The following is a 25,612-nucleotide window of genomic DNA, read 5'->3' as shown; positions in this document are numbered from 1 at the left end:
AATTCGGATATAGAGTTCTCTCCATGAGCAACAGCGATTCCATATCTCGTGTGGCCCTCAAGAAAATCACCCCCGATGTGTCCGGAGCGATGGGCTCCCTGCACGGTGCCGCCGTTTCCGCGGCCCGGGACGCGAAGGTCGAACCCGAGATTCTCGAACTGATCAGAATTCGCGCCTCGCAGATCAACGGCTGCGCGTTCTGCCTGGACATGCACACCAAGGACGCCCGCGCGCAGGGCGAGACCGAGCAGCGGATCTACGCGCTCAGTGCCTGGCGCGAGACCCCCTTCTACACCGCCCGCGAGCGCGCCGCCCTGGCGTTGACCGAGGCGGTGACCCTGGTCGCCGACGGTCAGGTGCCCGACGACGTCTACGCGGCGGCCGCCGAGGTGTTCGACGAGGAGCAGGTCGCTGCGCTGATCTGGGCGGCCACCGTGATCAACGCGTACAACCGGATCGCGATCGCCACGCGGATGGTTCCGGGGGCCTACCAGCCCGTCCAGAAGTAATCCGGACGCTCCCGGAAATACCGAAACTCCCGGAACTCTCGGAACGGCCGGGAACGCCTTCTCCGGAAATTTACGAACGCCTTTCAGCGCCGGGCCGTATTCACTTCGGCCCGGCGCTTCTTCGCGCCCGGATATCGCTGCGGATTCAGTGGTCCGGCAGCGGCTCCATGAGACCGTCCAGCCACTTGCGCCACTCCGGGGCGTGGACGGCCGGGCCCGGGGCCATCGGGCGCCCGGTCCAGGCGGCGACCGGGCGGATGCCGTGGAGGGCGTTGACGAGCCACACCTCGACGCCGGCCAGCTCGGCCAGGGAGCGTTCGCGGTGGGCTATCCGGACGCCGGTGCGGGCGGCCCGCTCCTGGACGAGGGCCATGGTCACGCCGGCGAGGAGCGGCAGGCGGGGCGGCGGCAGGCAGAGGGTGTCGTCCTCCCACCAGAAGAGGCTGGAGTTGGCGGCCTCCAGGACCAGGCCGGAGGGCGCGATGAGCACGGCCTCCTCGGCATCGGCGCCGGACGCCCGCCTGCGTACGCGGGCCAGGGCGTCCAGGTCCGGGCCCTTGCGGCGGGGCACGGTGCGCGGGTCGGGCTGACCGGCAGCCCACACCCGCACGTCGGCCGCGAGGGGTGGCGCGGGGCGCAGCAGAAGCCGCAACTCCAGTGATCCTGAGGCGAGTTCGACCCGGGGGAACCACTCCCCCGTGCGCGGCAGGGCACGGGTCATGTCCTGCCAGAAGTCGACGACCTGTCCCAGGGGCGGTGCACCGCACTCGCCGCAGGACCGCAGGAACCGTTCGCGGTGCCGGTCGAAGCCGCGTACCCGTCCGTCGCGCAGCAGCCACGAGTCCGCGACGAGGAGGCGTCCGCCCTGTGCCTGGACGGGGACGAGGCCGTGTTCGGGTGACCAGGTCGACAGACCTTCCGCGATGGCGGGTGGTGTCACTCGGTGCTCCTGTCGTTCTTCGGTTCAGTACTTGCGGCCCGCGACGGCCGGGGAGCCGTGCCGGGGTCCGTAGGGGGCGTGCTCCAGCCAGGCGCCGCAGCGGGGCAGCACGGGGGCGAGGGCCGCCGCCGCCCGCTGCTTGACGCGGACGATACGGCGCCGGGGCCGCAGATGGTCCAGGGCCGTGCCGGCGGCGGCGCTGTTGAAGAGGCCCGCCGAACGCCGGACCTCGGCGAAGGCGTCGACCGCCTCGGGCGTGCCGTCGGCGATCGCGCGGGCCGCGGCGACCGCGTCCGCGATACCGCTGTTCATCCCGCGCGCCCCGAACGGCGGGAAGAGATGCGCCGCCTCGCCGGCCAGCAGCACCCGGCGGTGCGGGTCGGTGAAGGCGGCCGCGACCTTGCGCAGGAAGCGGTAGGTGGACACCCACAGGACGCGCTCGCCGTACCCGTCGCCGACGACGTCCGGCAGCCAGCGCCGTACGGCCTCCTCGGTGCCGTACTCCTCCGTCGCGTCGTCGTCGCGGCACTGCAGGTCGAGCTGGAAGCCTCCGGTGAACGGCACCCGCATGACGCTGCGACCGCCGAGCGCCGGGTGTTCGTAGTGGAAGACCCGTTCCAGGGGCAGTTCGGCACCGGGGATGTCGGCGATGTCCGCGACGACGTGGAAGCCCTCGCCGTGGGTGCCCTCCAGGGGGATGCCCAGTTCGCGCCGCACGGCCGAGCGTGCGCCGTCGGCGGCCACCGCATGGGTGCCCGTCCACGTGCGGCCGTCCTCGCCGGTGAGGGTCACCCCGTCCGGGTCGGTCCGTACACCAGTGATCCGCGCGTCCCACACGAACTCCACGCCGGCGTCCCTGCAGGCGGCGAGCAGGAAGCGCTCGGTGTCGACCTGGCGGAGGCTGGTGAAGGGCGGGGTGCCGGCGGGCGGCGGGAAGGTGCGGGCGTACACCTCGCGGCCCCGGTACAGGGTGCGCTTGGTGTGCCAGGTCCGGCCGTACGCGGCGATCTCGACGGCGAGTCCCGGGTGCGTCTCCTCCAGCAGTTCCAGGGTCTCGCGGTGCACGAACAGGGCGCGGCTGCCGGGGCGTTCGCGGCCCTCGGGGTCGGCTTCGAGCAGAGTGACGGGGAGGTCGTGGGCGCGCAGGGCGAGGGCGGCGGAGAGGCCCACGGGACCGGCGCCCACGACGAGAACGGGGGCGGGGGGCGTCATGCGCGGATGCTCTCGGTGAGCATGCGGGTGATCTCGACCCGCTTGACCTTCCACGTGGAGGTCATCGGCAGTTCCTCGAACCGCCACTGCCGGGGCTCCGACATGGTGGGCAGGTCGGCCGTGGCCTCGTGCCAGCGCCGCAGGTCCAGGGGCCGTTCGCCGCGTACGCACACCACGGGTACGGGTTCGCGGTCGACGCCGGGGACGATGACGACCTCGCGCAGCTCCTCCAGGCGGGACATCAGGGTGTCCTCGACCTCCAGGTTGCTGTGCATGGAGTCGATCTGGTCGATCTCGCGGTCGATGAGGTAGAGGGCGCCCCAGCGGCCCTGGTAGCCCATGTCACCCATCTGCCACCAGCCGCCGTCGAGTTGGCGCAGATAGCGCTCCCGGGCGCCGAGGTAGGTGAGGATGCGGCCCCGGGTGCGGGCCTCGATGCGGCCCGCGGTTCCGGGGGCGACCCGCCGCCCGGCGTCGTCGGCGACCCGGACGCGGGTGAAGCCGGGGATGCCGATGCCGACGCGGCGGCCGTCGGCGCGGGCGGCGCTGCGGCGGGTGAACCACTGGAAGGCGACCGGGCCCGTCTCGCTCTGCCCGTAGAGCTGGATGAGCCACGGTGAGCGCCGCTTGGACGCGCCGAGCAGTCGCTGCACGGTGCGCGGGTGGATCGCGTCGAAGGTGGAGCCGTACGAGCGGACGCGGGACAGCGGTGCTCCGGGCGCGTCGGCCAGCTCCTCCCACAGGACGAAGGTGTTGGGGTGGGTCTCGACGATGCCGGGGCGGTGGCGGGCGAGCAGCGGGCCCACGTTGGACGGTTCCGGGTCGACGATCAGGAGCAGGGGGCTGCCGAAGTGCAGCAGGACGCCGAGCAGGTGGTAGAAGCGCGAGTGCACGAACGACATGTGCAGGGCTGCGGTCTCGCCGCGCGTGGGCCAGCCCATGGCCTTCTGCGGGACGAGCCGGTTCCACATGGTGTTCGGGCAGTGCACGGCCAGTTTGGGGAGGCCGGTGGTGCCGGAGCTGTGGGTGATGAGGGAAGGGTCGCGGGGGTGGAGGCGGACGGCGGCCGGGGTCGGTGCGCCCTCGTACTTCTGGAGGGGGTCGGCGCCCGGGGCGTCGTCGACGGAGAGTGTGCGCCGTACGAGGCCGGTGAGTTCGACGTCCTTCAGGGGGCCTTCGAGCTTGGCCCGGTCGGTGATCAGCCAAGGCTGGTGGAGGCGTTCGAGGAGCTGACCGACCACCGGGCCCGCGAGGCCGGGCGAGAGCAGGACGGGCACGGCGCCGATACGGGAGACCGCGCAGGTCAGCAGCACGATGTCGACGTTGTCCGTCTTGTGGACGACCACCTCCTCGGAGGGGCGCACGCCCGCTTCCCAGAGGCGGCCGGAGAGCTCGTCGACCACGTCGGCGAGGGTCGTGTAGGCGAGGTCGGTCCCGAGGCCGGGGTTGACGTCGAGAGGCCGGTCCAGGGTGACGAAGACATGGCCGTGACGGTCGGCGGCCTCTCTGAGCATCGAGCCCAGGTAGAAGCCACGGCCGCCGACGAGGGCGGGCTGCCGATCGGCCTGGAACTGGTCTCGCATGGGACCGGACCTTTCTGCGGGGGTGAGAGTGTCGGCCATGCTCACCACGCCCCTTGGCGGACGAGGTGCCGGCGGAGCTTGCCGGTCGCGGTGCGGGGCAGCGTGGGCACGAAGCTGACGCTGCGGGGGACCTTGAAGGCGGCGAGCCGGGCGCGGGCCATGCAGATCAGTTCGGCCTCCAGGCCCACCCCGATGGGCGGGACGGGGATGACGAAGGCCCGCAGTCTGCTGGCGCCGCGCTCGTCGGTGACGGCCGCCACGGCGACGTCCCGGACCCCGGGGTGGGTGCGCAGCAGGGCCTCCACCTCCAGCGGGGAGACGGTGATGCCGCCGACCATCTCCATGTCGTCGGCCCGGCCCAGATGCCGGTAGGTGCCGTCGGCCTCGCGGACGGCCCGGTCCCGGGTGTTGAGCCAGCCGCCGACGAGGGTGCGCTCGGTCTCATCGGGCCGGTTGAGGTATCCGGGCGTCACCGTCGGGCCGCGCACCCAGAGTTCGCCCGCCTCGCCGTCCGTGACCTGCGCGCCCGCGCGGTCTCGGAGTTCGACCTCGAAGCCGGGGACGGGGCGGCCGACCGTGCCGGGGTGGTTGTGGTCGAAGCTGTTGGCGCAGAAGGCGTGTCCGGCCTCGGTGGAGCCGATCTGTTCGAGGACGGGCGCGCCGAGCAGCTCGGTGACCTGCTTGCCGAGTCCCGCGGGCATGCCCTCGCCGGCCGACACCACGGCGCGCACCGAGGCGAAGCAGTCCTCGTGACCATTGGCCCGGTCGGCGACCAGGGCGGCGTACGCCGACGGCACCGAGTAGAGGAGGGTCACGCGGTGCCGGGCGACGAGCTCGTCGACCGCCGCGGGGGTGGGACGGCGGTCGGCGAGGACGGCGGAGGAGCCGGAGAAGAGCGGGAAGACGAGGGCGTTGCCGAAGCCGTAGGCGAAGTACAGCCGGGAGACGGACAGGGTGACGTCGTCCGGGGTGATGCGCAGGAGTCGGCGGCCGATGAGGTCGTGGTACGTCCTGGGGTCGCCGTGGACGTGTACGACGCCCTTCGGGCGGCCCGTGGTGCCGGAGGTGTACTGGATGTACAGCGGGGTGTGGGCGTCGACCGGGTGAGCCGTTTCCATGGGGACGGTCGTGGCGCACAGAGCGCTCAGCTGATCGGCGCCCAGGCGCGGCGCGGGCTTGGCCGTCCGCCCGGTGCGGGTCGTTCGTGGCTGGTCGCGCCCACTCGGCGGATCCGCATGTGTCACAGCCCCTCGCCCCTGGCGGGGCACGGTGGCGCGGGCCGGGGAGTGGCTTTCGAGCCCCGGTCCCGTCACCCACAGGACCGCCTCCGTGTCCTCTGCCATGAACTGGAGTTCGGGCGGGGTGAGTTCGGGGTTGACCAGGACCGCGACCGCGCCCAGCCGGGCCAGGGCGAGAAACGTGGTGACCCAGGTGACGGAGTCCGGGAGGGCGAGGAGGACGCGGTCGCCCGGGCGGACTCCGTGGTCGGTGAGGACGGTGGCGGCACGGGCCGCGAGGTTGTGCACCTCGCCGTGGGAGTAGGCCCGGTGGCCCTGGTGGAAGGCGGGGCGGCCGGCCCAGCCGCGGCGTTCGGCGAGGGCGGCCAGATGGGCCGCGAGATTGCCCGGGGCGCCGGCGTCGGCCTGGAGCCGGAAGGGCTGGGATGTCGTCGTGATCGTCATCGCGTCGGCTCCTCGGTGACGGCCGGGGCGGAGGCGTGCTCCCGGTGGGCCCGCATCAGTGCCGCGGTCTTCAGCAGCATCTCGTCGTACTCGGCGGCCGGATCGGAGTCGAGGACGATCGCGCCGCCCGCCCCCAGATGCATACGGCCTCCCTGGAACACGGCGGTACGGATGACGATGTCCAGGTCCGCGCCGCCGCTGCACCCGAGGTACCCGAGGGCTCCCGAGTACACGCCCCGTGCCTCGGTCTCCAGCGAGTCGATGATCTCCATCGTGCGGAGCTTGGGCGCCCCGGTCATCGATCCGCCGGGGAAGCAGGCCCGGATGCAGTCGACGGCGTCGGTGCCCTCGCGCAGCCTGCCCTCGACGGTGGAGACCAGCTGGTGCACGGTGGCGTACGTCTCGGTGGCCATGAGACGGGTGACCTTCACGGAGCCGGTCCGGGAGACCCGGCCCAGGTCGTTGCGGAGCAGGTCCACGATCATCAGGTTCTCGGCACGGGTCTTGGCGTCCGCCGCCAGCTCGTCCCGCAGCCGGGCGTCCTCCTGCGGGGTCCCGCCCCGGGGCGCGGTGCCCTTGATGGGCTTGGCCTCGGCGATGCCGTCCCGGGTGATCCGCAGGAAGCGCTCGGGGGACGAGCCCGCGATGTCGAGGTCGCCGAACCTGAGGAAGGCGGCGTACGGGGCCGGGTTGATGCGGCGCAGCACCCGGTAGAAGTCGTACGGGTCGTAGGGGGCGGGTAACCGGACCGCGTCGGTGAGACAGACCTCGTAGCTCGTGCCCGCGTTCAGCTCCGCCTTGCAGGCCTCGATGTCTGCGAGGTAGGTGGCTCGGTCGCGGACGAGCCAGGGTTCGGCCGCGCGCGGGTAGGGCGGTGTGGCCGGCCTCAGGGGGACCGTGGCGTCCGAGCCGACGAAGGTCAGCTGGGCCAGCGCGGTGTCGAGCCAGTCGCCGGCCTCGCGGGACGCCGCCGGGGTGTCCTCGGACAGGCAGACCGCGTAGGTGTGGCCCTCCTCGTGGTCCACGGCGATCAGCCGGTCCGCGAACAGCCAGGTCGCATCCGGGGTTTCGGCCTTGTGCCGGTTCGGGGAGCCCGTGTCGGCCTTGAGTTCGTAGCCGAAGTAGCCGACGTAGCCGCCGGTGAAGTCGAAGGGCAGACCCGTCGCGTCGACCTTGCGGCTCGCCAGCTGCCGCTTCAGGTAGTCGAAGACGCTCGCCTGCACCCGTCGGGTGGGCCGTCCCTCCCGCTCGATCTCGCACAGGCCGCTGTCGACGTCGTAGCGGACGACCTCGGCGAGCGGACCGCTGCCGTCGCCGAAGAACGAGAACCGCGACAGGCCCGGTTCGACACGGGAGCTGTCCAGCCAGAACGCGTGGCGCGAGTCGGCGTACATGCGCGTGAAGGCTGCCTCGGCGTCGACGGCACCGGCGATACGGCGCGTGTGCAGCCGGTAGGCGGGCGCCGAGGGCCGCCGGGGGCGGGGGATCGCGCCGTTGAGGGGGATGACCGCGGTGTTCTGCGTACGCGGGCTGCCGGCCCGTTCCTCGGTGAGGTCACGGAAGTTGACCAGCAGGCGGTGGCCGTGGTCGGTGAGGATCGACTCGGGGTGGAACTGGACGCCCCACAGCGGCCGTTCACGGTGGCGCAGACCCATCAGGACGCCGTCCTCGGACCAGGCGGTGGCCTCCAGGGTCGGTGGCAACGGCTCGCGCACGGACAACGAGTGGTAGCGGACGACCGTGAAGTTCTGCGGCAGGCCCCGGAACAGGTCTCGGCCGTCGTGCCGGACCGTGGACAGGTGCCCGTGGCGGGGCCACGGGGCGGGCTCGACATCGGCCCTCTCCCCCACCGCGATGCCCTGGTGGCCGAGGCAGACGCCCAGGACGGGGATCCCGGCCTCGGCGATCACTCTGGCGGCGATGCCGAAGTCACGCGGTTCCAGGGGGTGGCCGGGTCCCGGCGACACCACCACGTTGTCGAATTCCCGCAGCTCCGGAATGTCGCCGACCGGAGCGTCGTTCAGCACCACCACCGGCTCCTCGCCGTTGACCTCGGCGATCAGCTGGAACAGGTTGTACGTGTACGAGTCATAATTGTCGATGAGCAGGGTCTTCACCCGCCCACCCCCCTCTGATCGTTCTCGGACCTAGGCGGTCCGTCGTTTGTGCCGGCCACGCAGTGCCTGCAGCGGCGGGTACAGCCATTTCTTCAGGAATCGCTGGAGTCTCGGCATGAGAATCCAGGTGACGGTGGCTGTCACGGCCAGACACAGCAGAAGTGTACGGAAAAGCGGATTCAGGTCGTTGAGATAGGGAAGTATCACCAGGTTGAATAAGAGCACAGGCGGGAAGACTGCGCTCAGATTCACTAACCACAGTTTCCATTTCGGGGGTGGCCCCGGGGGGCCGGCCGGTGTCGGGGCCCGGGAGGTCTGGGAGTCGAACCAGGCCCTGGACCCCGCGATGCTCCGGCGGCCGGTCTCCCGGGCCAGTCCATCGGCACGGGCCGACCACTGCGCCCAGACCACGGAGTTCTCCCAGGTCCGGGCCGAATCCTCGTCGTCGAAGCGGTAGACCACATGCCATTCCGCCTCTCCGTCGACGAGTACGCCACCCCCCAGAAAGCCCGGCTGCTGCGCACTCCTGCGCAGCACGGCCCACCCCCACGAGTGGAAGTCGGCCTCGCGCCCCGGCACCACCTGGTACGCGACGGTGACGGTAACGGGATTCCTGCTCACGGCGTCGAATACGAGAAGAACCGGGACCCCGTTCAAATCTTCAACGAACTTTTTCAAGGTGTCCGGATCGTGCGTCTATGACGGCCTTTCAGGTGCCTTGACGCCTTTCGTCGAGTATTACGTACGGGTAACTTCCGGCAATTCCCGGAAGCGGTTGCCCGGGCAAGTGGAACAGGCGCACCATCGCCAGGAGGATCGGGGGGAATTGCACGAAAATTAAGGAGAGTCATGTCCAGGTACGACTGGGATATGAACCACGAGGGAATCGACCGGGCGCGCTCCGCGATCGAGCCCGTACGGAAAGAAGTAACCGCTCATCCGATCTATCAGCGCATCGAAAGCCGCTCCGACATGGCGGTTTTCATGGAGCACCACGTCTTCGCGGTGTGGGACTTCATGTCCCTCCTCAAGTCCCTCCAGCGGGACCTGACCTGTGTGGACGTCCCCTGGGTGCCGCGCGGGTCCGAGGTCAGCCGGCGGCTCATCAACGACATCGTTCTGGTCGAGGAGAGCGACGAGCTGAACGGCGGGTTCACCAGTCACTTCGAGCTGTACCGCTCGGGCATGGCCGAGGCCGACGCGGACACCTCCCGCCTCGACACGTTCCTCGGGCTCATCGGCGAGGGCCACGACGTGCCCGCGGCCCTGCGGGTCGCCCAAGTTCCCGGCCCCGCGGCCGAGTTCGTCCGCACGACGTTCGAGATCATCGAGGAACGGCCGCTGCACTGCCGGGCCGCCGCCTTCGCGTTCTCCCGGGAGGACCTGATCCCGGACATGTTCGACCAGGTGATCAAGAAGGAGGGCACGGAGCGGTTCCCGTTGTTCTGCGACTACCTCGCTCGGCACATCGAGGTGGACGGGGAGGAGCACACACCGATGGCGATGGCCATGGTGGCGGATCTGTGCGGCGGGGTGGACGGGCGATGGGAGGAGGCTGTGGAGACGGCGGTGCTGGCGTTGGAGGCGCGGGCTCGGTTCTGGGACGGGATTGTCGCGGCGATGGGGTGAGTCGAGCGCCGTCGGAGGTTCGTTCGCCGGTCGACTTCGGGTGGTCCGTGACTGGTCGCGCCCACACGGCGGCAGCCGCATGTCCCACACAGCTCCGCGCCCCTTCAGGGCGCTGCGGTGGACCTCGTGACCATGCCTCTCCCTCCTCCCTCCACCGTCGTGCCGCCCCGGCGAAAGCGGTGTTGACGGCCAGCAGTCCGCCGTCCACGCGCAGGGTCGTGCCGGTGATCCAGGCCGCGTCCCTGGAGGCCAGGAAGGCCACGGCCGCCGCGATGTCGGTCGGTTGGCCCACGCGGCCCAGGGGGTAGATCTCGGCGAGGTCGTCCAGGCAGGACCCGCGGCCCGCCCGGCCGGGGGTGCGGACCGTGCCGGGGGCCACCAGGTTGACGCGGACGCCTCGGGGTGCGGCGTCGCCGGCGAGGGTGCGGGTGAGGGAGATGAGGCCGGCCTTGGCGGCGCTGTAGGCGTGGTTGCCGAAGTCCTGGAGGCCGTTGCCGGAGCCGATGTTGACGATGGCCCCGCGCCCGGACGCCACCAGGTGCGGCAGGGACGCGCGGGAGCAGCGGAACGCGCTGGTCAGGGTGAGGTCGAGGGCGCGGGCCCAGGTGTCGTCCGGGGTGTTCTCGAAGAGCGGCACGTCCGGGGTGCAGCCGAAGGCGTTGTTGACCAGGACGTCGAGGGAGCCGAGGGCCGCCACCGCATGCGTGATCGCCGCCTCGACGGACTCCCGGACCCGACGTCGCACCAGTACGCCTCGGCGGCCAGCCCCTTCCCCCGCAGCTCCGTCACGGTCCCCTCGGCCGCGGGCAGGTCCACGTCGGTGACGAGCACGCGGGCCCCTTCCTCGGCCGGCCGCCGAGCCGTCGCCGCACCGATCCCGCGCGCCGCGCCCGTGATGAGAACCCCGTATCCCTAGGGCGCGTGAAGCAGTCCGTCACCCTGACCTACCGGGTCGCCTCCCACCTCGGCAACGACCCGCATCCCCATCCCCTGTCGCCGGAGGAGGCCGCGCCCCTCATGGCTCAGGCCACGGTCGCCCGGGACCCCTCCGGCGAGGCGATGCTGCTCCTCGGCAGCCCCGAGGTGGTGGAGAAGGCCCGGGCCTGGGTCGTCACGGTGATGGGGATGGAGGAGTTCCTGCGCGCCGGGACCCGGGACCCTCAGGCCTGGCAGGCTCTGCTGGAACGGCAGCGCGCCGGGCGGGAGGGTTACTACACCGCCGTACGCGAGGATCTGGCGCTGCCGCCCGGCCATTCGGCGCGCTGGCAACTGACGGCAACACCCACCGCGAGGTCCACGCCGCCGTCAGCACCGACGCCGGCACCGTCTTCGGTGCCGCCGGATCGGGTGTGAGCGCGGTTCAGCGGTAGCCGGTCGTGTCCGCCGGCTTGCCCGCGTCCTGGACCTCGACGAGGTAGCGCCAGGCGTCCGGCCTGCTGCCGTCGAGGTCGGTGAAGCCGTAGGTCCGGGCGAGGGAACCGCTGGAGAGGGAGTCGCCGTTGAAGCGGGCGACCTCGGGGTCGGCGGCGAGGGCGGCGACGGCCCGGCCGACGTAGCGGGGCGTCTCCGAGATGGCGAAGTGGGGGACGCGGTCGAGGGCGTCGCGCCAGTTGTCCTCGGTGACGCCGAACCCGTCGAGCATCATCTCCGAGCGGAGCCAGCCGGGGGTGAGCGCGACGGCGGTGGCGCCGCGCGGGCCCAGTTCGTGGCCGAGGGCGAACGCCATGCGCAGAACGGAGGTCTTGGCGAGGTCGTAGAAGAAGGTGGCCCGGTAGTTGGCCGCGTTGTACTCGGCCGTGCCGTCCGTCATCTCCACGACCAGGCCGCCGGGGTGGCGCAGCAGCAGGGGCAGAGCGAAGTGGTTGGTGATGGCGTGGGTCTCGACGGCGAGGCGCAGCAGTCGTAGGCCGTTGTCGAGGTCGTGCTCCCAGACCGGGCTGTCCCACTCGAAGAGCTTCTCGCCGCCCCAGATGTCGTTGACGAGGACGTCGAGCCGACCCTGTTCTTCCGCGATCCGGTCCACCAGGGTCCGGACCTGCGCCGGTTCGAGGTGGTCGGTGGGTACGGCGATGCCGTGGCCGCCCGCTTCGGTGACCAGGTCGGCGGTGTCCTCCAGGGTCTCCGGGCGGTCGTACTCCGAGCGTCGCTCGCGTGTGGAGCGCCCGGTCACGTAGACCGTCGCCCCGGCCGCTCCCAGCTCCACGGCGATCCCGCGCCCGGCCCCGCGTGTGGCTCCGGCGACGAGTGCGACCTTGCCGTCCAACGGCTTCGACATGTCCGACCTCCTGTGCGTACGGATGTCACTTTGGCGGACGCCGGGGGTGTTGCGGCGTCCTCGACACGAGGGTGTCGTGGAAGCCGGACATCTTCTGTCGGGATTTCCCGGTCGGCTCCCGAGAGCTCGATCGGTCGCGTGACAGGGAGGCTGCGGGTTCGTCGTGGCTTGCCGCGCAGTTCCCCGCGCCCCTTCGGGGCGAGGCGCGGGGAGCCTGGTTCTCAGTGTCCGCGGGCGATCCACTCCTGCAGGTGCGGAGCCTCCGCTCCGATCGTCGTGGTGTCGCCGTGGCCGGTGCGGACGACCGTGTCGGGCGGGAGGGCGAGGAGACGGTCGCGGATCGAGTCGATGATCGTCGGGAAGTGGGAGTACGAGCGGCCGGTGGCACCGGGGCCGCCGGCGAAGAGGGTGTCGCCGGTGAAGACCGTGCCGAGGCCCGGGTCGTACAGGCAGACGGCTCCCGGCGCGTGGCCGGGGGTGTGCAGGACGGTCAGGTCGGCACCGGCGGCCTCGACGACCTGGCCGTCGGCCAGCCAGTGGTCGGGCAGCCGGTCGGGGTGGGTCTGCTTCCACAGCGGCAGGTCGTCCGGGTGGAGCCAGATCGGCGCGCCGGTGCGCTCGGCGAGGGCGGGGGCGGCGTCGATGTGGTCGTTGTGGGCGTGGGTGCAGACGATGGCCACCAGCCTGCGGTCGCCCACGGCCTCGGCGATGGCGTCGGCGTCGTGGGCGGCGTCGATGACGACGACCTCGTGGTCGTCGCCGACGAGCCAGACGTTGTTGTCGACGTCCCAGGTGCCGCCGTCGAGGCTGAACTGCCCGGAGGTGACGAGGTGTTCGATGCGGGCGGCCATCAGAGCGTCACCACCGAGCGCAGGACGTCGCCGCCGTGCATCCGCTCGAAGGCCTTCTCCACGTCGTCGAGCGCGATGGTCTCGGTGACGAACGCCTCCAGGTCCAGGCGGCCCTGCAGATACAGGTTGATCAGCATGGGGAAGTCGCGGGAGGGCAGGCAGTCGCCGTACCAGGAGGACTTCAGGGCGCCGCCGCGGCCGAAGACGTCGAGGAGGGGGAGTTCGAGCTTCATCTCCGGGGTGGGGACGCCGACCAGGACGACCGTGCCGGCCAGGTCGCGGGCGTAGAAGGCCTGCTTGTACGTCTCCGGGCGGCCCACCGCCTCGATGACGACGTCGGCGCCGAAGCCGCCGGTCAGCTCGCGGATCGCCTCGATGGGGTCGGTGTCCTTGGAGTTGACCGTGTGGGTGGCACCGATGCTCTTGGCGGTGGTCAGCTTCCGGTCGTCGATGTCGACGGCGATGATCTTCTCGGCGCCGGCCAGCCGGGACCCGGCGATGGCCGCGTCCCCGACGCCGCCGCAGCCGATGACGGCGACCGTGTCGCCCCGGCCGACGTTGCCTGTGTTGATCGCGGCGCCGATGCCGGCCATCACCCCGCACCCCAGCAGACCGGCGACCGCCGGAGCTGCGGCCGGGTCGACCTTGGTGCACTGTCCGGCGGCGACGAGCGTCTTGTCCGCGAAGGCCCCGATACCGAGAGCCGGCGACAGCTCCTGGCCGGTCGAGGCGAGGGTCATCCTCTGCTTCGCGTTGTGGGTGTTGAAGCAGTACCAGGGGCGCCCACGCCGACAGGCCCGGCAATTGCCGCACACCGCACGCCAGTTGAGGATCACGAAGTCACCGGGGGCGACGTCCGTGACGCCGGCGCCGACCGACTCCACCACACCGGCGGCCTCATGGCCGAGCAGGAAGGGGAAGTCGTCGCTGATGCCGCCCTGCTTGTAGTGCAGGTCGGTGTGGCACACCCCGCACGCCTGCACCTTCACCACGGCCTCGCCCGGCCCCGGGTCGGGCACGACGATCGTCTCGATCCGCACCGGCTCGTTCTTGCCCGGTGCGATCACGCCGCGTACTTCCTGCGCCATGGTGAACCCTTCCGTCGATCCGTGATCGGGCGGTCTCCCGCCCCGAGGTCACCCTACGGACTGACCAGCCGGTAGGGCCTGCGGAGCGGCTCGTCCGTCGCGCGTCCAGCCGCGACAGGGATACCCCCCTGGGTATCTCTGCTACGGTGACCCATATACCCCCGGGGGTAATTCTCGCGAGGGTGGACATCGAACGAGGAGAGGAGCGCCGCCGTGTACTTCGTCGACACCATCGAGGTGCCTGGTCTGGGCAACCGCAGCTATCTGGCGGGCGGTCCGCGCGGGGCTGTGGCGGTCGATCCGCCGCGCGACATCGACCGGTTGATCGCGGCCGCCGCCCGGCGGGCCGTACGGATCGCGTACGTCGTCGAGACGCACGTCCACAACGACTACGTAACCGGCGGACCGGAACTCGCCCGACTGACCGGCGCCGCCTACCTGGTGCCCGCCGGGGCGCGGGTCGCCCAGGAGCGGGTGCCGGTGCACGACGGCGACACGGTGGAGATCGACGCGGACCTGGCGCTGCGCGCGGTCGCCACACCCGGGCACACCCCGCACCACACCGCGTACGTCCTGGAGGAGGGCGGCGTGGCGGTGGCCGCGTTCACCGGCGGCTCCCTGCTCATCGGCACGGTCGGGCGCCCGGACCTCGTCGAGCCCCGGCTCACGGCCGAGCTGGCCCGCGCGCAGCACACCTCGGCGCACCGGCTGGCCGATGCGCTGCCGGACGATACGGCCGTCCTGCCCACGCACGGCTTCGGCAGCTTCTGTTCCGCCGGACGGCCGGCCGGCGGCGCGACGACCGTCGGGCGGGAGCGGGCCGGCAACGATGCCCTGGTCAAGGACGCGGACGCCTTCGTCGCCGAGCTACTGGCCGGCCTCGACGACGTACCGGCGTACTACGCGCACATGGGCCCCGCCAACGCACGGGGGCCCGCGCCGGTGGATCTGACGCCGCCCGCCCCGGCCGGTCCCGAGGAGATCGCCGCGCGACTGGCGGCGGGCGAGTGGGTGGTGGATCTGCGCCACCGGGTCGCGTTCGCCGAGGGGCATGTCGCCGGGGCCGTGAACTTCGAGGCACAGGGGCAGCTCGCCACCTATCTCGCCTGGCTGCTGCCCTGGGGCAGGCCGGTGACACTGCTCGCCGACTCGCCGACCCAACTCGCCCATGCACAAAGGGAGTTGGTGCGCGTCGGCATCGACCGTCCGGCCGCCGCGGCCACCGGGTCACCCGCCGACTGGCTGCGCGAGGGCGAGCCGCCACGCGCCTTCCCCCGCGGCACCTTCGCCGGCCTGGCCGAGGCCCACGTGGGCGGCGGGGCCGTCGTCCTGGACGTCCGCCGCGTCTCCGAGCGCGCGGCCGACGGCCATGTCGTGGGCTCGGTGCACATCCCCGTCCACCAACTGCGCGACCGGCTCTCCGAGATACCCGACGGCACGGTCTGGGTCCACTGCGCCGGAGGCATGCGGGCCGCCATCGCCGCCTCACTGCTGGACGCGGCCGGCCGGCGGGTGGTGGCCGTGGACGACGGCTTCGCCGCGGCGGCCGAGGCCGGGCTGCCTCTGATCAAGGCGACTCCCGCGACCGGTCCACGCGCGGCCCACACCGCTGGGGACCCTGGCCCGCCCACGGCCCACGGCACCCGGGCCACCGAGTCGCCCGCCCTTCCCGCCGCCCCACCCACGGAGCCGCCCACGGCGGATTCCCTCCCGGCCGCCGAAGCGCCCTCCTCCCCCGCCACCCCGGCGACACAGGCGCCCGCGACCCGCACCACCCCGGCGGCGTCCCACCCGTCCGGCGCCCACCCGGTGCCGGACGCGCCCCGCGCCGCCTCCGCGTCGACCGGTGCCCCCGCGGCATGACCGCCCTCGTTCTCGCCCTGCTCGCCGGGGGCGTGATCGGGGTCTCGCTGGGGGCGCTGGGCGGGGGCGGGAGTCTGCTCGCGGTGCCCGCGCTGGTCTATCTGCTCGGGTTCAGCCCGGCCGCGGCGGGCGCCGCGAGTCTGGTGATCGTGACGGTCACCTCGGCGACGGCGCTGGCCGCGCACCTCCGGGCGGGCACGGTCCGGCTGCGCGGCGGAGCCCTGTTCGCGGCGGCGGGCCTGGTGCCGGCGGCGCTCGGCGGGGTGCTGTCGGCGAATCTTCCGCCCACTCTGCTGACCGGGGCCTTCGCCCTGGTCGCGGGCCTGGCCGCCTACCGGATGCTGCGCCCCTCGGGCACTCGGCGCGTGGGGTCGACCGTCCGGCCGAGCCGCGTCGCCCTCTCCGGGGCGGGGCTCGGCGGGGTCACCGGCGTCCTCGGGGTGGGCGGCGGCTTCCTCGCCGTGCCGGCCCTGGTGAACGTGGTGGGTCTGCGCATGCGCGACGCCGTCGGCACCAGCCTGCTCGTCATCACCGTGAACTCGTTCGCCGCGCTCGCGGCCCGTACGGGTGCCGCCGAGGGGCTCGACTGGGCGGTCGTGGCACCGTTCGCCGGGGCCGCGATCCTCGGCGCGTGGGACGGCCGACGGCTGGCCGACAAGGTCTCCGGGGACACCCTCCGGCGGATCTTCGCCTGGGTGCTGCTGGCCGTGGCCGCGTGCATGCTGGTCGACGCGATCACATAGCCCGGCCGAGCCACGTCCCGACCCGATCCGATCCGGCCCACGACCGAACCACCCCGCGCCCCAGGAGGACCGACCCACACCCGAGTCACGCCCCGAGACAAGAGTCCGCCCCTTTCAGGCCAGCGACAGGAACAGCTTCTCCAGCCGCGCCCTCATCTGCTCGTTCGTCTCCCCGTTCCCCTCGTTCTTCCCGGCGTCGGTGAGGCACTGCTGCAACCCGGTGGCGATGATCGCGAAACCCGCCCGGTCCAGGGCGCGGGAGGCCGCGGCGAGCTGCGTGACGACGTCCTCGCAGTCACGCCCCTCCTCGATCATCCTGATCACCCCGGAGATCTGCCCCTGGGCTCTCCGCAGCCGGTTCAGCACCGACTTGAGCTCATCGCCCTCGAACTGCAGCTCCACGACCACTCAACTCCTCTATATACCCTTGGGGGTATTTTACCTCCCCCGCAGGAAAGGATCGCAGGCCATCATGTCCACTCCCCCCGCTCCCCGTTCCCTCGGCATCGACGAGTCCCGCGAGCGACTGTCCGAGCTGACCGTCATCGATGTCCGTACCCCCGGCGAGTACGCCTCCGGGCATGTACCCGGCGCACTGAACCTCCCTCTGGACCAGATCGAGCGCGCGCTGCCCGCCCTCAGGGAGTCCGGCGCCGAGCTGCTGGTGGTCTGCAGGTCGGGCGCCCGGTCCGGGAAGGCCTGCGCGCTCCTCGCCGAGCACGGCGTCGCGGCGGCCGACCTCGCGGGCGGTACGAACGCCTGGGCGGCCGGTGGTCACGAGCTGCACCGCCCGTCCGGCGGGGCGACGGCCACCTGGGCCATGGAGCGTCAGGTGCGGTTCACCGCCGGTGCGCTCGTCCTCGTCGGGCTGGGCCTCGGACTGCCTTACCCTGCCTGGCAGTTGCTGTCGGCGGCGGTCGCGGGCGGCCTTGTCCTCTCGGCGCTCACCGACACCTGCGGCATGGCGGCGATCCTGGGCAGACTGCCGCACAACCGCCCGCGCGCCACGGATCTCGACGCCACTCTCGCCACCCTGGCCGCGCTCCGGGCGCGGTAGCCGACGCCGGTGGGGGTGCGGGTGGGGGCGCGGGCCACGACGAACCCGCGCCTCCCACCGCACCACCCGTCAGCGCATGAACTCCCGTACCACCCGGGCGATCCCGTTCTCGTCCAGGCCGTCCGCGTCACCCAGGGCCAGCAGGCGGTGCGGTACGTGGACGAGCGTCTCGGCGACCCGGCCGGCCGAGGTGCCGGGCAGGCAGGGCTCGACGAGGACGACATCGGCGCGGTCGGCGGCGAGGACGGCCGTGCGCAGGCCGATCTCGTCGAAGGGCCGGATGGTGGCGGCGTAGAGGACGGCGAGGTCGAGTCCGGCGGTGGCGCGCAGCACGGGGTCGAGGGCGGCGCCCACGGCGAGGACGACGCCGTCGAGGCCCGGTCGTATGAGCTGGAAGCCGCCGGTGGCATCCCGCGGGGAGGCGTTGGAGCGGGCGGAGACATGGACGTACGCGAGGTCCCCGTGGGCGACGGCGGCCGTGACCGCGTGGCGCACCTCGTCGGGATGTCCGGGCACGTGCACGGTCCAGCCGGGCGTGGCGGCGTACCGGTTCAGCTCGTCCACGGCCCCGTAGCCGATGAGCAGGACGCCCTCCGCGCGCCGCTCGGGGACGGCTTCGGTGAGCGCGAGGAGCATGTCGGTCTGCATGGGGAGGCCCTTCCGTCAACGGATTGCTTTGCAAGACAGAAACATGAGAAACAAGTGTGAAATGGCGGCCAATAAATCTTCCGACGGTCTCTCATATCGCGCTCGGCGCCCCTGAATCCAACCCTCCGCCCGCTTCGATTCAAGCTTTATGCAAGCGAGAGGAATGTGGCCATCTCTTTGCCTTGTCGAGGCGTACCAGTGGTGTTTGCACGGACCGGCCCTGCGTAACTTGATGTTGATCAACTTTCTCGTGCAAGCTCCAGAACCAGGAGGCGGCACCCAGCCATGGCCGACAGCGGAACACCCTTCGAGGCACCACCCTTCGTCCACCTCATCGCCGGGCCGACCGGCGTCGGGAAAAGCGCGGCGGCCACCGATCTGGCCCGGGTGACCGGCGCCCCTGTCGTCGTCGCGGACCGGCTGCAGTGCTTCACGGACCTGGCCACCACGAGCGCCCGCGCGGGCGCGGCGGTGCCGGGCGTCCACCGGCACTGGCTGGGCGACCGTACGGTGGCCGACGGCGACCTGTCCGCGGCACAGGCGACGGACGCGCTGGTCAACATGGTGGAGGAGCTTGGCAGTCGGCACGGCTTCGTGATCGTCGAAGGTGGTTCGATCTCCCTGCTGCGGGAGCTGTCCGCCCGCCGGGCCGACCTGGACTGGCGGCTGACCGTGCGGCTGCTGCCGGTCCCCGAGCACGCCGAGTACGTCGCCGCGCTCACCCGCCGGGCCCGGGTGATGCTCGCCCCTCCGGCCCCCGACCGGGGTCTGCTCGACGAACTGGCCACTCTCTGGCAAGATCCACATCATCGGTGGTTCGCGGCCTCCGTCAACGGCTTCGAGGCCGTCCTGGAATGCTGTGCGAAGTATTCACTGAATGTGAAGACCCTCCACAAACGGAACCTGCCCGAGCACATCCTGGCGCGTATGGCAGATCTGATTGCCGAGCGCCACGCCGAGCACGGTTTTCTGCAGCATCGAGTCTTCGCCGAAATTTTCGAAACGCGCATTTCCGGGAACAGTTTCGACTTCGGCACGCTGGAGCGTGCGGCGTGACCGGCATATCCGAACGTACCGACCCTGTGTCCCGGCCGGACGTCGCCACGCGTCTCGCGCGGGCCGCGGACGATTTCGGCCATATCGTCACCTCCCGGCCGCTGAGTGTCCGCACTCCCCGCTCGACCGCCGAGATCCAGGACGTCCTGGCGCACGCCGGGCCGCGCCGTCTGCCGGTCTCCGCGCGCGGTGGCGGCTACGCGCTGTACGGGCAGGGACAGGTCGACGGCGGCTGTGTCATCGACATGGGCGGGCTGAACGACGTGCGCTGTCTGCCGGAGGAACGGACCCTGGTCGCCGGGGCGGGCGCGCTGTGGAGCGATGTCGTACGCGTGGCCCTCGCCGAGGGGCTGACCCCGCCCGTGCTCCCCGACCATCTCGGCGGCAGTGTCGGCGGGGTGCTGACCACCGGCGGTTTCGGCGGTTCCAGCCACCGGTACGGACTCGTGGCCGACCAGGTGCGTGAACTGGACGTCGTCACCGGTACCGGTGCGGCGGTCACCTGCTCCCGTGACCGCAACCGGGACCTGTTCCACGCCGTCCTCGCGGGCCTCGGCCAGTGCGCGCTGATCGTCCGGGCCACTCTCCACCTGATGCCCGCTCCCACGCTCGTACGCCGTTACCGTCTCTACCACGAGGACCCGGCGACGTACTTCGCCGATCAGCGCCGACTCTCCCGTGACGACCGCTTCAGCCATGTCGGCGGGCAGGCCCGCCCGGCGGTCGGCGGCAGCTGGGACTACGTGGTCGAGGCGGTGGCCCCGCACATCGGCCGACTACCGCCCGACGACGCCCGGTTGATCGGGGAGCTGGACCACGACCGCGACATCGAGGAGATCGAGGACCTCTCGTACGAGGAGTACCTGCGTCGGCTGGACCGCGACGAACGGATCCTGCGGGTCACGGGTGAGTGGACCCGTCCGCATCCCTGGCTGACGCTGCTGCTGCCGGAGGAGACCGCCGCGTCCTTCGTACCGGCCGTGCTCGCCGACGCGGCCCAGCACGGTCTGCGCACCTGCGGAGCGGTGCAGCTCCGCCCCCTCGGCGGCGCCACCCTGCGCGCCCCGCTGCTGCGCAGGCCACCGGGCGAACGTCTCTGCCTGTTCTCCCTGATGCGCACGGCACCGCCGCAGGACCCGGACGGCGTACGGCGGCTGGTCGCCGCCAACCGGTCGGTGTACGAGCGGGCACGGGAGTTCGGCGGCGTGCTGTACCCGGCCAGTGCCGTGCCGATGGGGCCCGAGGACTGGCGGGCGCACTTCGGGCGCGCCTACGACGGTCTCGCACGGGCCAAGGGCCAGTACGACCCGTACCGGATCCTCACGCGGGGGTGCGGGCTGTGGCGGTGACCGGCGTGACCGTGTTCTGCGGCGCCTCACCCGGGCACCGCCCGGAGCATCTGCGGACCGCCGCCGAACTGGGTGACGCGCTCGCCGGGGCCGGACTCCGGCTGGTCTACGGCGGCGCCCGTATCGGGCTGATGGGTGCGGTGGCGGACGCCGCCCTGGCGGCTGGAGGTCAGGTGACCGGGGTGATTCCGCGCCAGATGCTGCCGTACGAGATCGCCCATACCGGGCTCACCGAACTCGAGGTGGTGCGCGACATCCATGAACGCAAGGCGCGGATGGCGCAGTCGGGCGACGCGTTCGTGGCGTTGCCCGGCGGGCTGGGCACGGCGGAGGAGTTGTTCGAGGTACTGGCGTGGGCGCAGATGCGCATCCATCGCAAACCCTGTCTGCTCCTCGACCCGACGGGCTTCTACCGACCGCTGCTCGCCTTCCTCCGGCATGTCCGGGACGAGGGGTTCCTGCATCCCGGGGACCTGGAACGGATCGTGGTGTGCGGGTCGGCACGGGAGGTGGTCGAACGGCTGACCGCCGGGCCGGCGGAGGTCCTGGCCGGTCCCGCCACACCGAAGCTGGGCCGGACCGCCTTGCTGTTCTCGGGTGCCGGATCGCAGCAGCCGGGCATGGGCCGTGAGCTGCACGGGTCCTTCCCGGTGTTCGCGGCGGCCCTCGACGAGGTGTGCGCGGCACTTGACCCGTATCTCGACGTACCGCTGCGGGACGTGATGTTCGCCGAGGCCGGTACGTCCACGGCCGCGCTTCTGGATCGGATCGTGTTCGCCACTCCGGCGATCTTCGCCCTCCAGGTCGCGCAGTACCGCCTCCTGGAGAGCCGGGGCCTGAAGCCGGACGTGCTGTTCGGGTACTCGGTCGGCTGGATGGCCGCCGCCCATGTCGCCGGGGTGTACTCCCTGCCCGAGGCGTGCCGGGCCGTGGGTACGCTTTCGCGGCTCATAGGCGAGGTGTCAACCCCGGGGGCCATGGCGGCGATCGAGATCTCGCCGGAGGAGTGGGAGCCGGAGCCCGGTGTGGTGGTCGCGGCGATCAACGGCCCCCGGTCCCTGGTCGTCTCGGGCGACCGGGACACGGTGACGACCGTGCACGGCCGATGGGTGGCCCGGGGCCGTCGGGCCCGGCTGCTCCGCGTGGCGTTGGCCGCACACTCGTCGCACCTGGATCCGATCCTGAACGAGTACCGCGACACACTGCGCACCATGGACCTCCGCCCCCCGCGCATCCCTCTGATCTCCGACATCACAGCCAGGCCGGTCGAGGCCGAGGCGACCGAACCGGACTTCTGGGTAAGGGAGTTGCGCGATCCCGTGCGTTTCTCGGACGCGGTCGATCTCCTCCGCCGGGACGGCGTGGAGACGTACCTCGAACTCGGCCCGGGCAAGGTCCTGGCGCACATGATCGACGAGTATCCGCCGCCCACCGACGACGGCACGGACCGGACACCGGCCGTGCTCTCCGTCGCCCGGGACTGGAGGGTGCTGCTGGGCGGTTGAAAGTCGTTCCCGGTGCCCCGCGCCCCCGACGTAGGCTGAAGGTCCGCGCCCGGTCCCCACTCCCCGACCGACCTGCCGAGGAGCCTCGTGAGCACCCCTGAGACCACCGCCGAGCGGCAGCCGCCCACCTGGCGGCTGCTGCTCGGTTATGTACGACCCCATCGCTGGGCACTGCTGTCGGGCGCGTTGCTGTCCCTCGTCACCGGCGCCACCGGTCTCGCCCTGCCGCTGGTGGCCCGGGAGTTGATCGACGACCTCTCGCACGACCGAACCATCACCTGGGCGCTGGTCCTCATGTCCGCGCTGGTCGTCACCAACGCGGCGGTGGGCGCGGTGGGTTCGTACGTGCTGCGGCGCACCGCCGAGTCGGTGGTGCTCGGCGCGCGGCGCGCCCTGTCCTCGTATCTGCTGCGGCTGCGGATCACCGCGGTGGACCGCAGCGAGCCGGGCGACCTGATGGCGCGGATCACCTCCGACACCACCCTGCTGCGCGAGGTCACCACCGACACCCTGGTGGGCCTCGGCACCGGCGGGCTGACGCTGGTCGCGACGGTGGTGCTGATGGGGCTGGTGGACCCGGTGCTGCTGGCTGTGACGCTGGGCGTGATCGTGGGCGCGGGCCTGGTGTTCGGGGTGATCGTGCCGCGGATCAACAAGGCCAGCCGCGCGGCACAGGACGCGGTCGGCGCGATGGGCGCCTCCCTGGAACGGATCCTCGGCGCGCTGCGCACGGTCAAGGCGTCCGGTGCCGAGCACCGTGAGGAGGAGGCGATCCACGCGGCGGCCGAGGAGTCGTGGCGGCAGAGCGTCCGGGCCGCCAAGTGGACGGCCGCTGCGGGGAACACGGCCGGACTCGCCATGCAGATCGCCTTCATCACCGTGCTGGCGGTGGGCGGCGCCCGGGTCGCGACCGGCGCGATCGACGTGGGCACGCTCGTGGCGTTCCTGCTGTACGTCTTCTATCTGATGTCGCCGATACAGCAGGTCGTGGGCGCGATCACCCAGTACCAGACCGGCGCCGCCGCGCTCTCCCGCATCCAGGAGGCCCTGCGGCTGCCCGCCGAACCGGCCACCGGTCCGGCACCGCTGCCGTCCCCGGACGCGGCACCCGCCGCGCTCGCCTTCGACGAGGTCCGCTTCCGGTACGCCGACGATCTGCCGTACGTCCACCACGGAGTGACCTTCGATGTCCCGGCCCGGGGCATGACGGCGTTCGTGGGCCCGTCGGGCGCGGGCAAGACGACGGTGTTCTCGCTCATCGAGCGGTTCTACGACCCCGAGGCGGGCATCGTCACGGTCGACGGCCGCGATGTCGCCGAGTGGGAGCTGCCGCGGCTGCGGTCCGCGATCGGTTACGTCGAGCAGGACGCGCCCGTGCTGTCCGGGACCCTGCGCGACAACCTGCTCCTGGGCAACCCCCATGCCGACGAGGGCGACCTCACGCGGGTACTGAAGACGACCAGGCTGGACGGTATGGTCGCCAGGCTCCCGCAGGGCCTGGAGACGCTGGTCGGCCACCGGGGCACCAAGCTGTCCGGCGGTGAGCGTCAGCGGGTCGCCATCGCCCGTGCCCTGCTGCGCCGCCCGCGGCTGCTGCTGCTCGACGAGGCGACCAGCCAGCTGGACGCGGTGAACGAGGCGGCGCTGCGCGACACGGTCGCCGACGTGGCCCGTACGACCACGGTGCTGGTGGTGGCCCACCGGCTGTCCACGGTGACGATGGCCGACCGCATCGTGGTCATGGACGCGGGCCGCGTCCGCGCGGTCGGCACCCATCGCGAACTCGTGGCCGCCGACCCGCTCTACGCGGAGTTGGCGGCCACTCAGTTCCTCGCGACGGCCGGCTGACCCGGTCGCCAGAAGTGGATCAGAAGGGGTGGATCAGAAGGGGAAGTGCGCCTGCTGGGTGGCGATGGTCACCCAGCGGGTGTTGGAGAACGCTTCGATGCCCCAGCGACCGCCGAAGCGTCCGTAGCCGGAGGCCTTCACGCCGCCGAAGGGGACCATCGGCTCGTCGGCCACCGACTGGTCGTTGACGTGCACGATGCCGGTGCGGATCCGGCGCGCGACGGCCAGTCCGTGAGTGGCGTTCTCGGTGATGATGCCGCAGCTCAGGCCGTTGTCGGTGTCGTTGGCGAGGGCCACGGCCTCGTCGTCGGCGGTGAACGCCTGAAGGACGCAGAGCGGTCCGAAGGACTCCTGGTAGTAGAGGTCGGCGTCCTTGGGGACGTCGGTGAGCACGGTTGCCGGGTGCACCGCGCCCTCCGGCTGCCCGCCCCCGGTGAGCACCGTGGCGCCCTTGGCGACGGCGTCCTTCACCAGCGCCGCGATCCGCTGGGCGGCGTCGGCGTCGACCAGCGGGCCGACCACCGTGTGCGGGTGGTTCGGGTCGCCGGCCTGGAGCGTGGCGACCTTGGCGGCGAACTTCTGCGCGAACTCCTCGGCCAGCGACTCATGGACGAGGATCCGGTCGCCGGACATGCAGATCTGCCCGGCGTTCATGAAGACGCTGAAGGTGACGGCGTCGACCGCGTAGTCCACGTCGGCGTCGGCGAGCACGATGACGGCGTTCTTGCCGCCCAACTCCAGTACTGCGGGCTTGAGATGACGGGCCGCGTGCTCGCCGATGATGCGGCCGACACCGGTGGAGCCGGTGAAGTTCACCGCGCGCACCCGCTCGTCCGAGATCAGCGCCTCGGCGATCTGAGCCGCGTCCTCGGGCGCGTTGGTGACCACGTTGAGCACGCCGTCGGGCAGCCCCGCCTCCCGGAACACGTCCGCGACCAGCAGCCCGCACGCGATGGGCGCGTCCTCACTGGGCTTGACGACGACGGTGTTGCCGGCGGCCAGCGGTGCCGCCACGGCCCGTACGCCGAGGATGACCGGGGCGTTCCACGGCGCGAACGCGGCCACCACGCCCAGCGGTTCGCGCACCGCGAGACTCAGGACGCCCTCCTTCTGGCTGCTGAGGACCTCACCGCGCGGAGCGGTGATCGCGGCCGCCGCCTCGCGCAGGATGTTCGCCGCGAGCGCCACGTTGAAGTACGCCCACGGCCGGGTGCCGCCCGCCTCCCGGGCCATGATGTCGGCGACCTGGTCGCCCCGGCCCTCCAGCAGTTCGGCGGCCTTGTAGAAGATCGCGCGCCGGGCGAAGGGGGTGAGCGCGGCCCACTCCTCGAACGCGGCGTCGGCGGCGTCCACGGCCCGCCGGACGTCCTCCGGCCCGGCCGCCGCGACCGTCGCGTACACCTCCCCCGTGTACGGGTCGAGATCCTCGGCGGTGCGGCCGGACGTGGCGGGCACGTCCTTGCCGCCGATCAGAAGGTCACGGGTCATGGCCATGGCGCGGCTTCCTCGGGGTACGTATCGACGACGGTACGTGATCGAGCATGATCGCTCTTGAGCGATCGTAGTGCGAAATTCAATTACGTTACTGTTCCGTGATGCTCTGCCCGGCCCCCGGGAATGTCAAGAGCCCCGCCGCGCTGTCCGCGCCGCAGGGCTC

The 25,612-nt window shown here is 71.8% G+C and carries 20 protein-coding genes and 3 pseudogenes; 10 read left to right on the top strand and 13 right to left on the bottom strand.

Translation table 11 applies throughout. The features are described 5' to 3' along the window. The first annotated feature begins 23 nt into the window (after positions 1–23). The gene (locus tag OG858_RS42575; protein ID WP_319065366.1) at positions 24–509 is read left to right on the top strand and encodes a carboxymuconolactone decarboxylase family protein; all 486 of its coding nucleotides are present in this window, start codon (positions 24–26) and stop codon (positions 507–509) included. Positions 510–654: 145 nt separating this feature from the next. Here OG858_RS42575 and OG858_RS42570 read toward each other — a convergent pair whose 3' ends face one another. Genes OG858_RS42570 through OG858_RS42545 form a run of 6 tightly spaced genes read right to left on the bottom strand, consistent with a single transcriptional unit; the run spans position 655 to position 8,721 of the window. After that, positions 655–1,449, bottom strand: a complete 795-nt coding sequence (locus tag OG858_RS42570) for an aminotransferase class IV (RefSeq protein ID WP_319065367.1) — start codon at positions 1,447–1,449, stop codon at positions 655–657. A gap of 24 nt (positions 1,450–1,473) precedes the next feature. Continuing rightward, positions 1,474–2,661: an FAD-dependent monooxygenase gene (locus tag OG858_RS42565; protein ID WP_319065368.1), complete on the bottom strand. Its 1,188-nt coding sequence runs from the start codon at positions 2,659–2,661 to the stop codon at positions 1,474–1,476. Next, positions 2,658–4,244, bottom strand: coding sequence for a class I adenylate-forming enzyme family protein (locus OG858_RS42560; RefSeq protein WP_319065369.1), 1,587 nt, complete (start codon positions 4,242–4,244; stop codon positions 2,658–2,660). Before OG858_RS42560 ends, OG858_RS42565 begins: the two co-directional genes overlap by 4 nt. Positions 4,245–4,285: 41 nt before the next feature. Beyond that, positions 4,286–5,926, bottom strand: coding sequence for a benzoate-CoA ligase family protein (locus tag OG858_RS42555; protein WP_319065370.1), 1,641 nt, complete (start codon positions 5,924–5,926; stop codon positions 4,286–4,288). Continuing rightward, on the bottom strand, positions 5,923–8,043 hold the full coding sequence (pabB, locus tag OG858_RS42550) for an aminodeoxychorismate synthase component I (RefSeq protein ID WP_086752169.1): 2,121 nt from the start codon (positions 8,041–8,043) through the stop codon (positions 5,923–5,925). The genes OG858_RS42555 and pabB overlap by 4 nt, the downstream gene beginning before the upstream one ends. 30 nt (positions 8,044–8,073) lie before the next feature. Then, on the bottom strand, positions 8,074–8,721 hold the full coding sequence (locus OG858_RS42545) for an antibiotic biosynthesis monooxygenase (RefSeq protein ID WP_256960903.1): 648 nt from the start codon (positions 8,719–8,721) through the stop codon (positions 8,074–8,076). Between the two features lie 171 nt (positions 8,722–8,892). Between OG858_RS42545 and OG858_RS42540 the strand changes: the two genes are divergently transcribed. Further along, the gene (locus OG858_RS42540; protein WP_319065371.1) at positions 8,893–9,672 is read left to right on the top strand and encodes a DUF3050 domain-containing protein; all 780 of its coding nucleotides are present in this window, start codon (positions 8,893–8,895) and stop codon (positions 9,670–9,672) included. Positions 9,673–9,826: 154 nt separating this feature from the next. Here OG858_RS42540 and OG858_RS42535 read toward each other — a convergent pair. After that, positions 9,827–10,569: pseudogene (locus OG858_RS42535) on the bottom strand (SDR family NAD(P)-dependent oxidoreductase); the annotation flags it as partial. A gap of 24 nt (positions 10,570–10,593) precedes the next feature. Here OG858_RS42535 and OG858_RS42530 point away from each other — a divergent pair. Beyond that, a pseudogene (locus OG858_RS42530) lies at positions 10,594–11,025 on the top strand (hypothetical protein); the annotation flags it as partial. 7 nt (positions 11,026–11,032) lie between these two features. On the opposite strand, the gene OG858_RS42525 reads toward OG858_RS42530, so the two are convergent. The 3 genes from OG858_RS42525 to OG858_RS42515 form a co-directional block, all read right to left on the bottom strand. Continuing rightward, complete coding sequence (locus OG858_RS42525; RefSeq protein ID WP_086750757.1) at positions 11,033–11,947, bottom strand: SDR family oxidoreductase; 915 nt, start codon at positions 11,945–11,947, stop codon at positions 11,033–11,035. A 221-nt stretch (positions 11,948–12,168) separates the two neighbouring features. Then, positions 12,169–12,798 carry an MBL fold metallo-hydrolase gene (locus OG858_RS42520; RefSeq protein ID WP_319065372.1) on the bottom strand — a complete coding sequence of 210 codons (630 nt, stop codon included), beginning with the start codon at positions 12,796–12,798 and terminating at the stop codon, positions 12,169–12,171. Then, a complete protein-coding gene (locus OG858_RS42515; RefSeq protein ID WP_319065373.1) occupies positions 12,798–13,886 on the bottom strand; it encodes an S-(hydroxymethyl)mycothiol dehydrogenase in 1,089 nt (362 codons plus the stop codon). The genes OG858_RS42520 and OG858_RS42515 overlap by 1 nt, the downstream gene beginning before the upstream one ends. A 213-nt stretch (positions 13,887–14,099) precedes the next feature. On the opposite strand from OG858_RS42515, the pseudogene OG858_RS42510 reads away from it, so the two are divergent. Together OG858_RS42510 and OG858_RS42505 are read left to right on the top strand one after the other, a co-directional pair. Then, positions 14,100–15,455: pseudogene (locus OG858_RS42510) on the top strand (rhodanese-like domain-containing protein); the annotation flags it as partial. Between the two features lie 290 nt (positions 15,456–15,745). After that, on the top strand, positions 15,746–16,492 hold the full coding sequence (locus tag OG858_RS42505; protein WP_319065375.1) for a sulfite exporter TauE/SafE family protein: 747 nt from the start codon (positions 15,746–15,748) through the stop codon (positions 16,490–16,492). A 114-nt stretch (positions 16,493–16,606) separates the two neighbouring features. On the opposite strand, the gene OG858_RS42500 is transcribed toward OG858_RS42505, so the two are convergent. Then, a complete protein-coding gene (locus tag OG858_RS42500) occupies positions 16,607–16,894 on the bottom strand; it encodes a metal-sensitive transcriptional regulator (RefSeq protein ID WP_037699163.1) in 288 nt (95 codons plus the stop codon). A gap of 70 nt (positions 16,895–16,964) precedes the next feature. Between OG858_RS42500 and OG858_RS42495 the strand changes: the two genes are divergently transcribed. Next, the gene (locus tag OG858_RS42495; protein ID WP_086750275.1) at positions 16,965–17,549 is read left to right on the top strand and encodes a rhodanese-like domain-containing protein; all 585 of its coding nucleotides are present in this window, start codon (positions 16,965–16,967) and stop codon (positions 17,547–17,549) included. Positions 17,550–17,618: 69 nt separating this feature from the next. On the opposite strand, the gene OG858_RS42490 is transcribed toward OG858_RS42495, so the two are convergent. Continuing rightward, the gene (locus OG858_RS42490) at positions 17,619–18,197 is read right to left on the bottom strand and encodes a transketolase (protein WP_086750276.1); all 579 of its coding nucleotides are present in this window, start codon (positions 18,195–18,197) and stop codon (positions 17,619–17,621) included. A 285-nt stretch (positions 18,198–18,482) separates the two neighbouring features. Between OG858_RS42490 and OG858_RS42485 the strand changes: the two genes are divergently transcribed. The 4 genes from OG858_RS42485 to OG858_RS42470 all read left to right on the top strand — a co-directional run bounded on the left by OG858_RS42485 (position 18,483) and on the right by OG858_RS42470 (position 23,955). After that, on the top strand, positions 18,483–19,253 hold the full coding sequence (locus OG858_RS42485) for an isopentenyl transferase family protein (RefSeq protein WP_086750277.1): 771 nt from the start codon (positions 18,483–18,485) through the stop codon (positions 19,251–19,253). Next, positions 19,250–20,602 carry an FAD-binding protein gene (locus OG858_RS42480; protein ID WP_256960668.1) on the top strand — a complete coding sequence of 451 codons (1,353 nt, stop codon included), beginning with the start codon at positions 19,250–19,252 and terminating at the stop codon, positions 20,600–20,602. The genes OG858_RS42485 and OG858_RS42480 overlap by 4 nt, the downstream gene beginning before the upstream one ends. A gap of 5 nt (positions 20,603–20,607) precedes the next feature. Next, complete coding sequence (locus tag OG858_RS42475; RefSeq protein ID WP_256960669.1) at positions 20,608–22,107, top strand: TIGR00730 family Rossman fold protein; 1,500 nt, start codon at positions 20,608–20,610, stop codon at positions 22,105–22,107. An 87-nt stretch (positions 22,108–22,194) separates the two neighbouring features. Further along, positions 22,195–23,955 (top strand): ABC transporter ATP-binding protein, encoded by a 1,761-nt coding sequence (locus tag OG858_RS42470; protein ID WP_086750279.1) that lies wholly within the window; start codon positions 22,195–22,197, stop codon positions 23,953–23,955. A 33-nt stretch (positions 23,956–23,988) separates the two neighbouring features. On the opposite strand, the gene OG858_RS42465 is transcribed toward OG858_RS42470, so the two are convergent. Next, positions 23,989–25,449 carry an aldehyde dehydrogenase family protein gene (locus OG858_RS42465; protein WP_086750280.1) on the bottom strand — a complete coding sequence of 487 codons (1,461 nt, stop codon included), beginning with the start codon at positions 25,447–25,449 and terminating at the stop codon, positions 23,989–23,991. Positions 25,450–25,612 lie beyond the last annotated feature (163 nt).

The organism is Streptomyces europaeiscabiei (assembly GCF_036346855.1).
GTDB lineage: Bacteria > Actinomycetota > Actinomycetes > Streptomycetales > Streptomycetaceae > Streptomyces > Streptomyces europaeiscabiei.
Note: the sequence above shows the minus strand (reverse complement) of the source record. Positions and strands in the feature narration are given on the sequence as shown.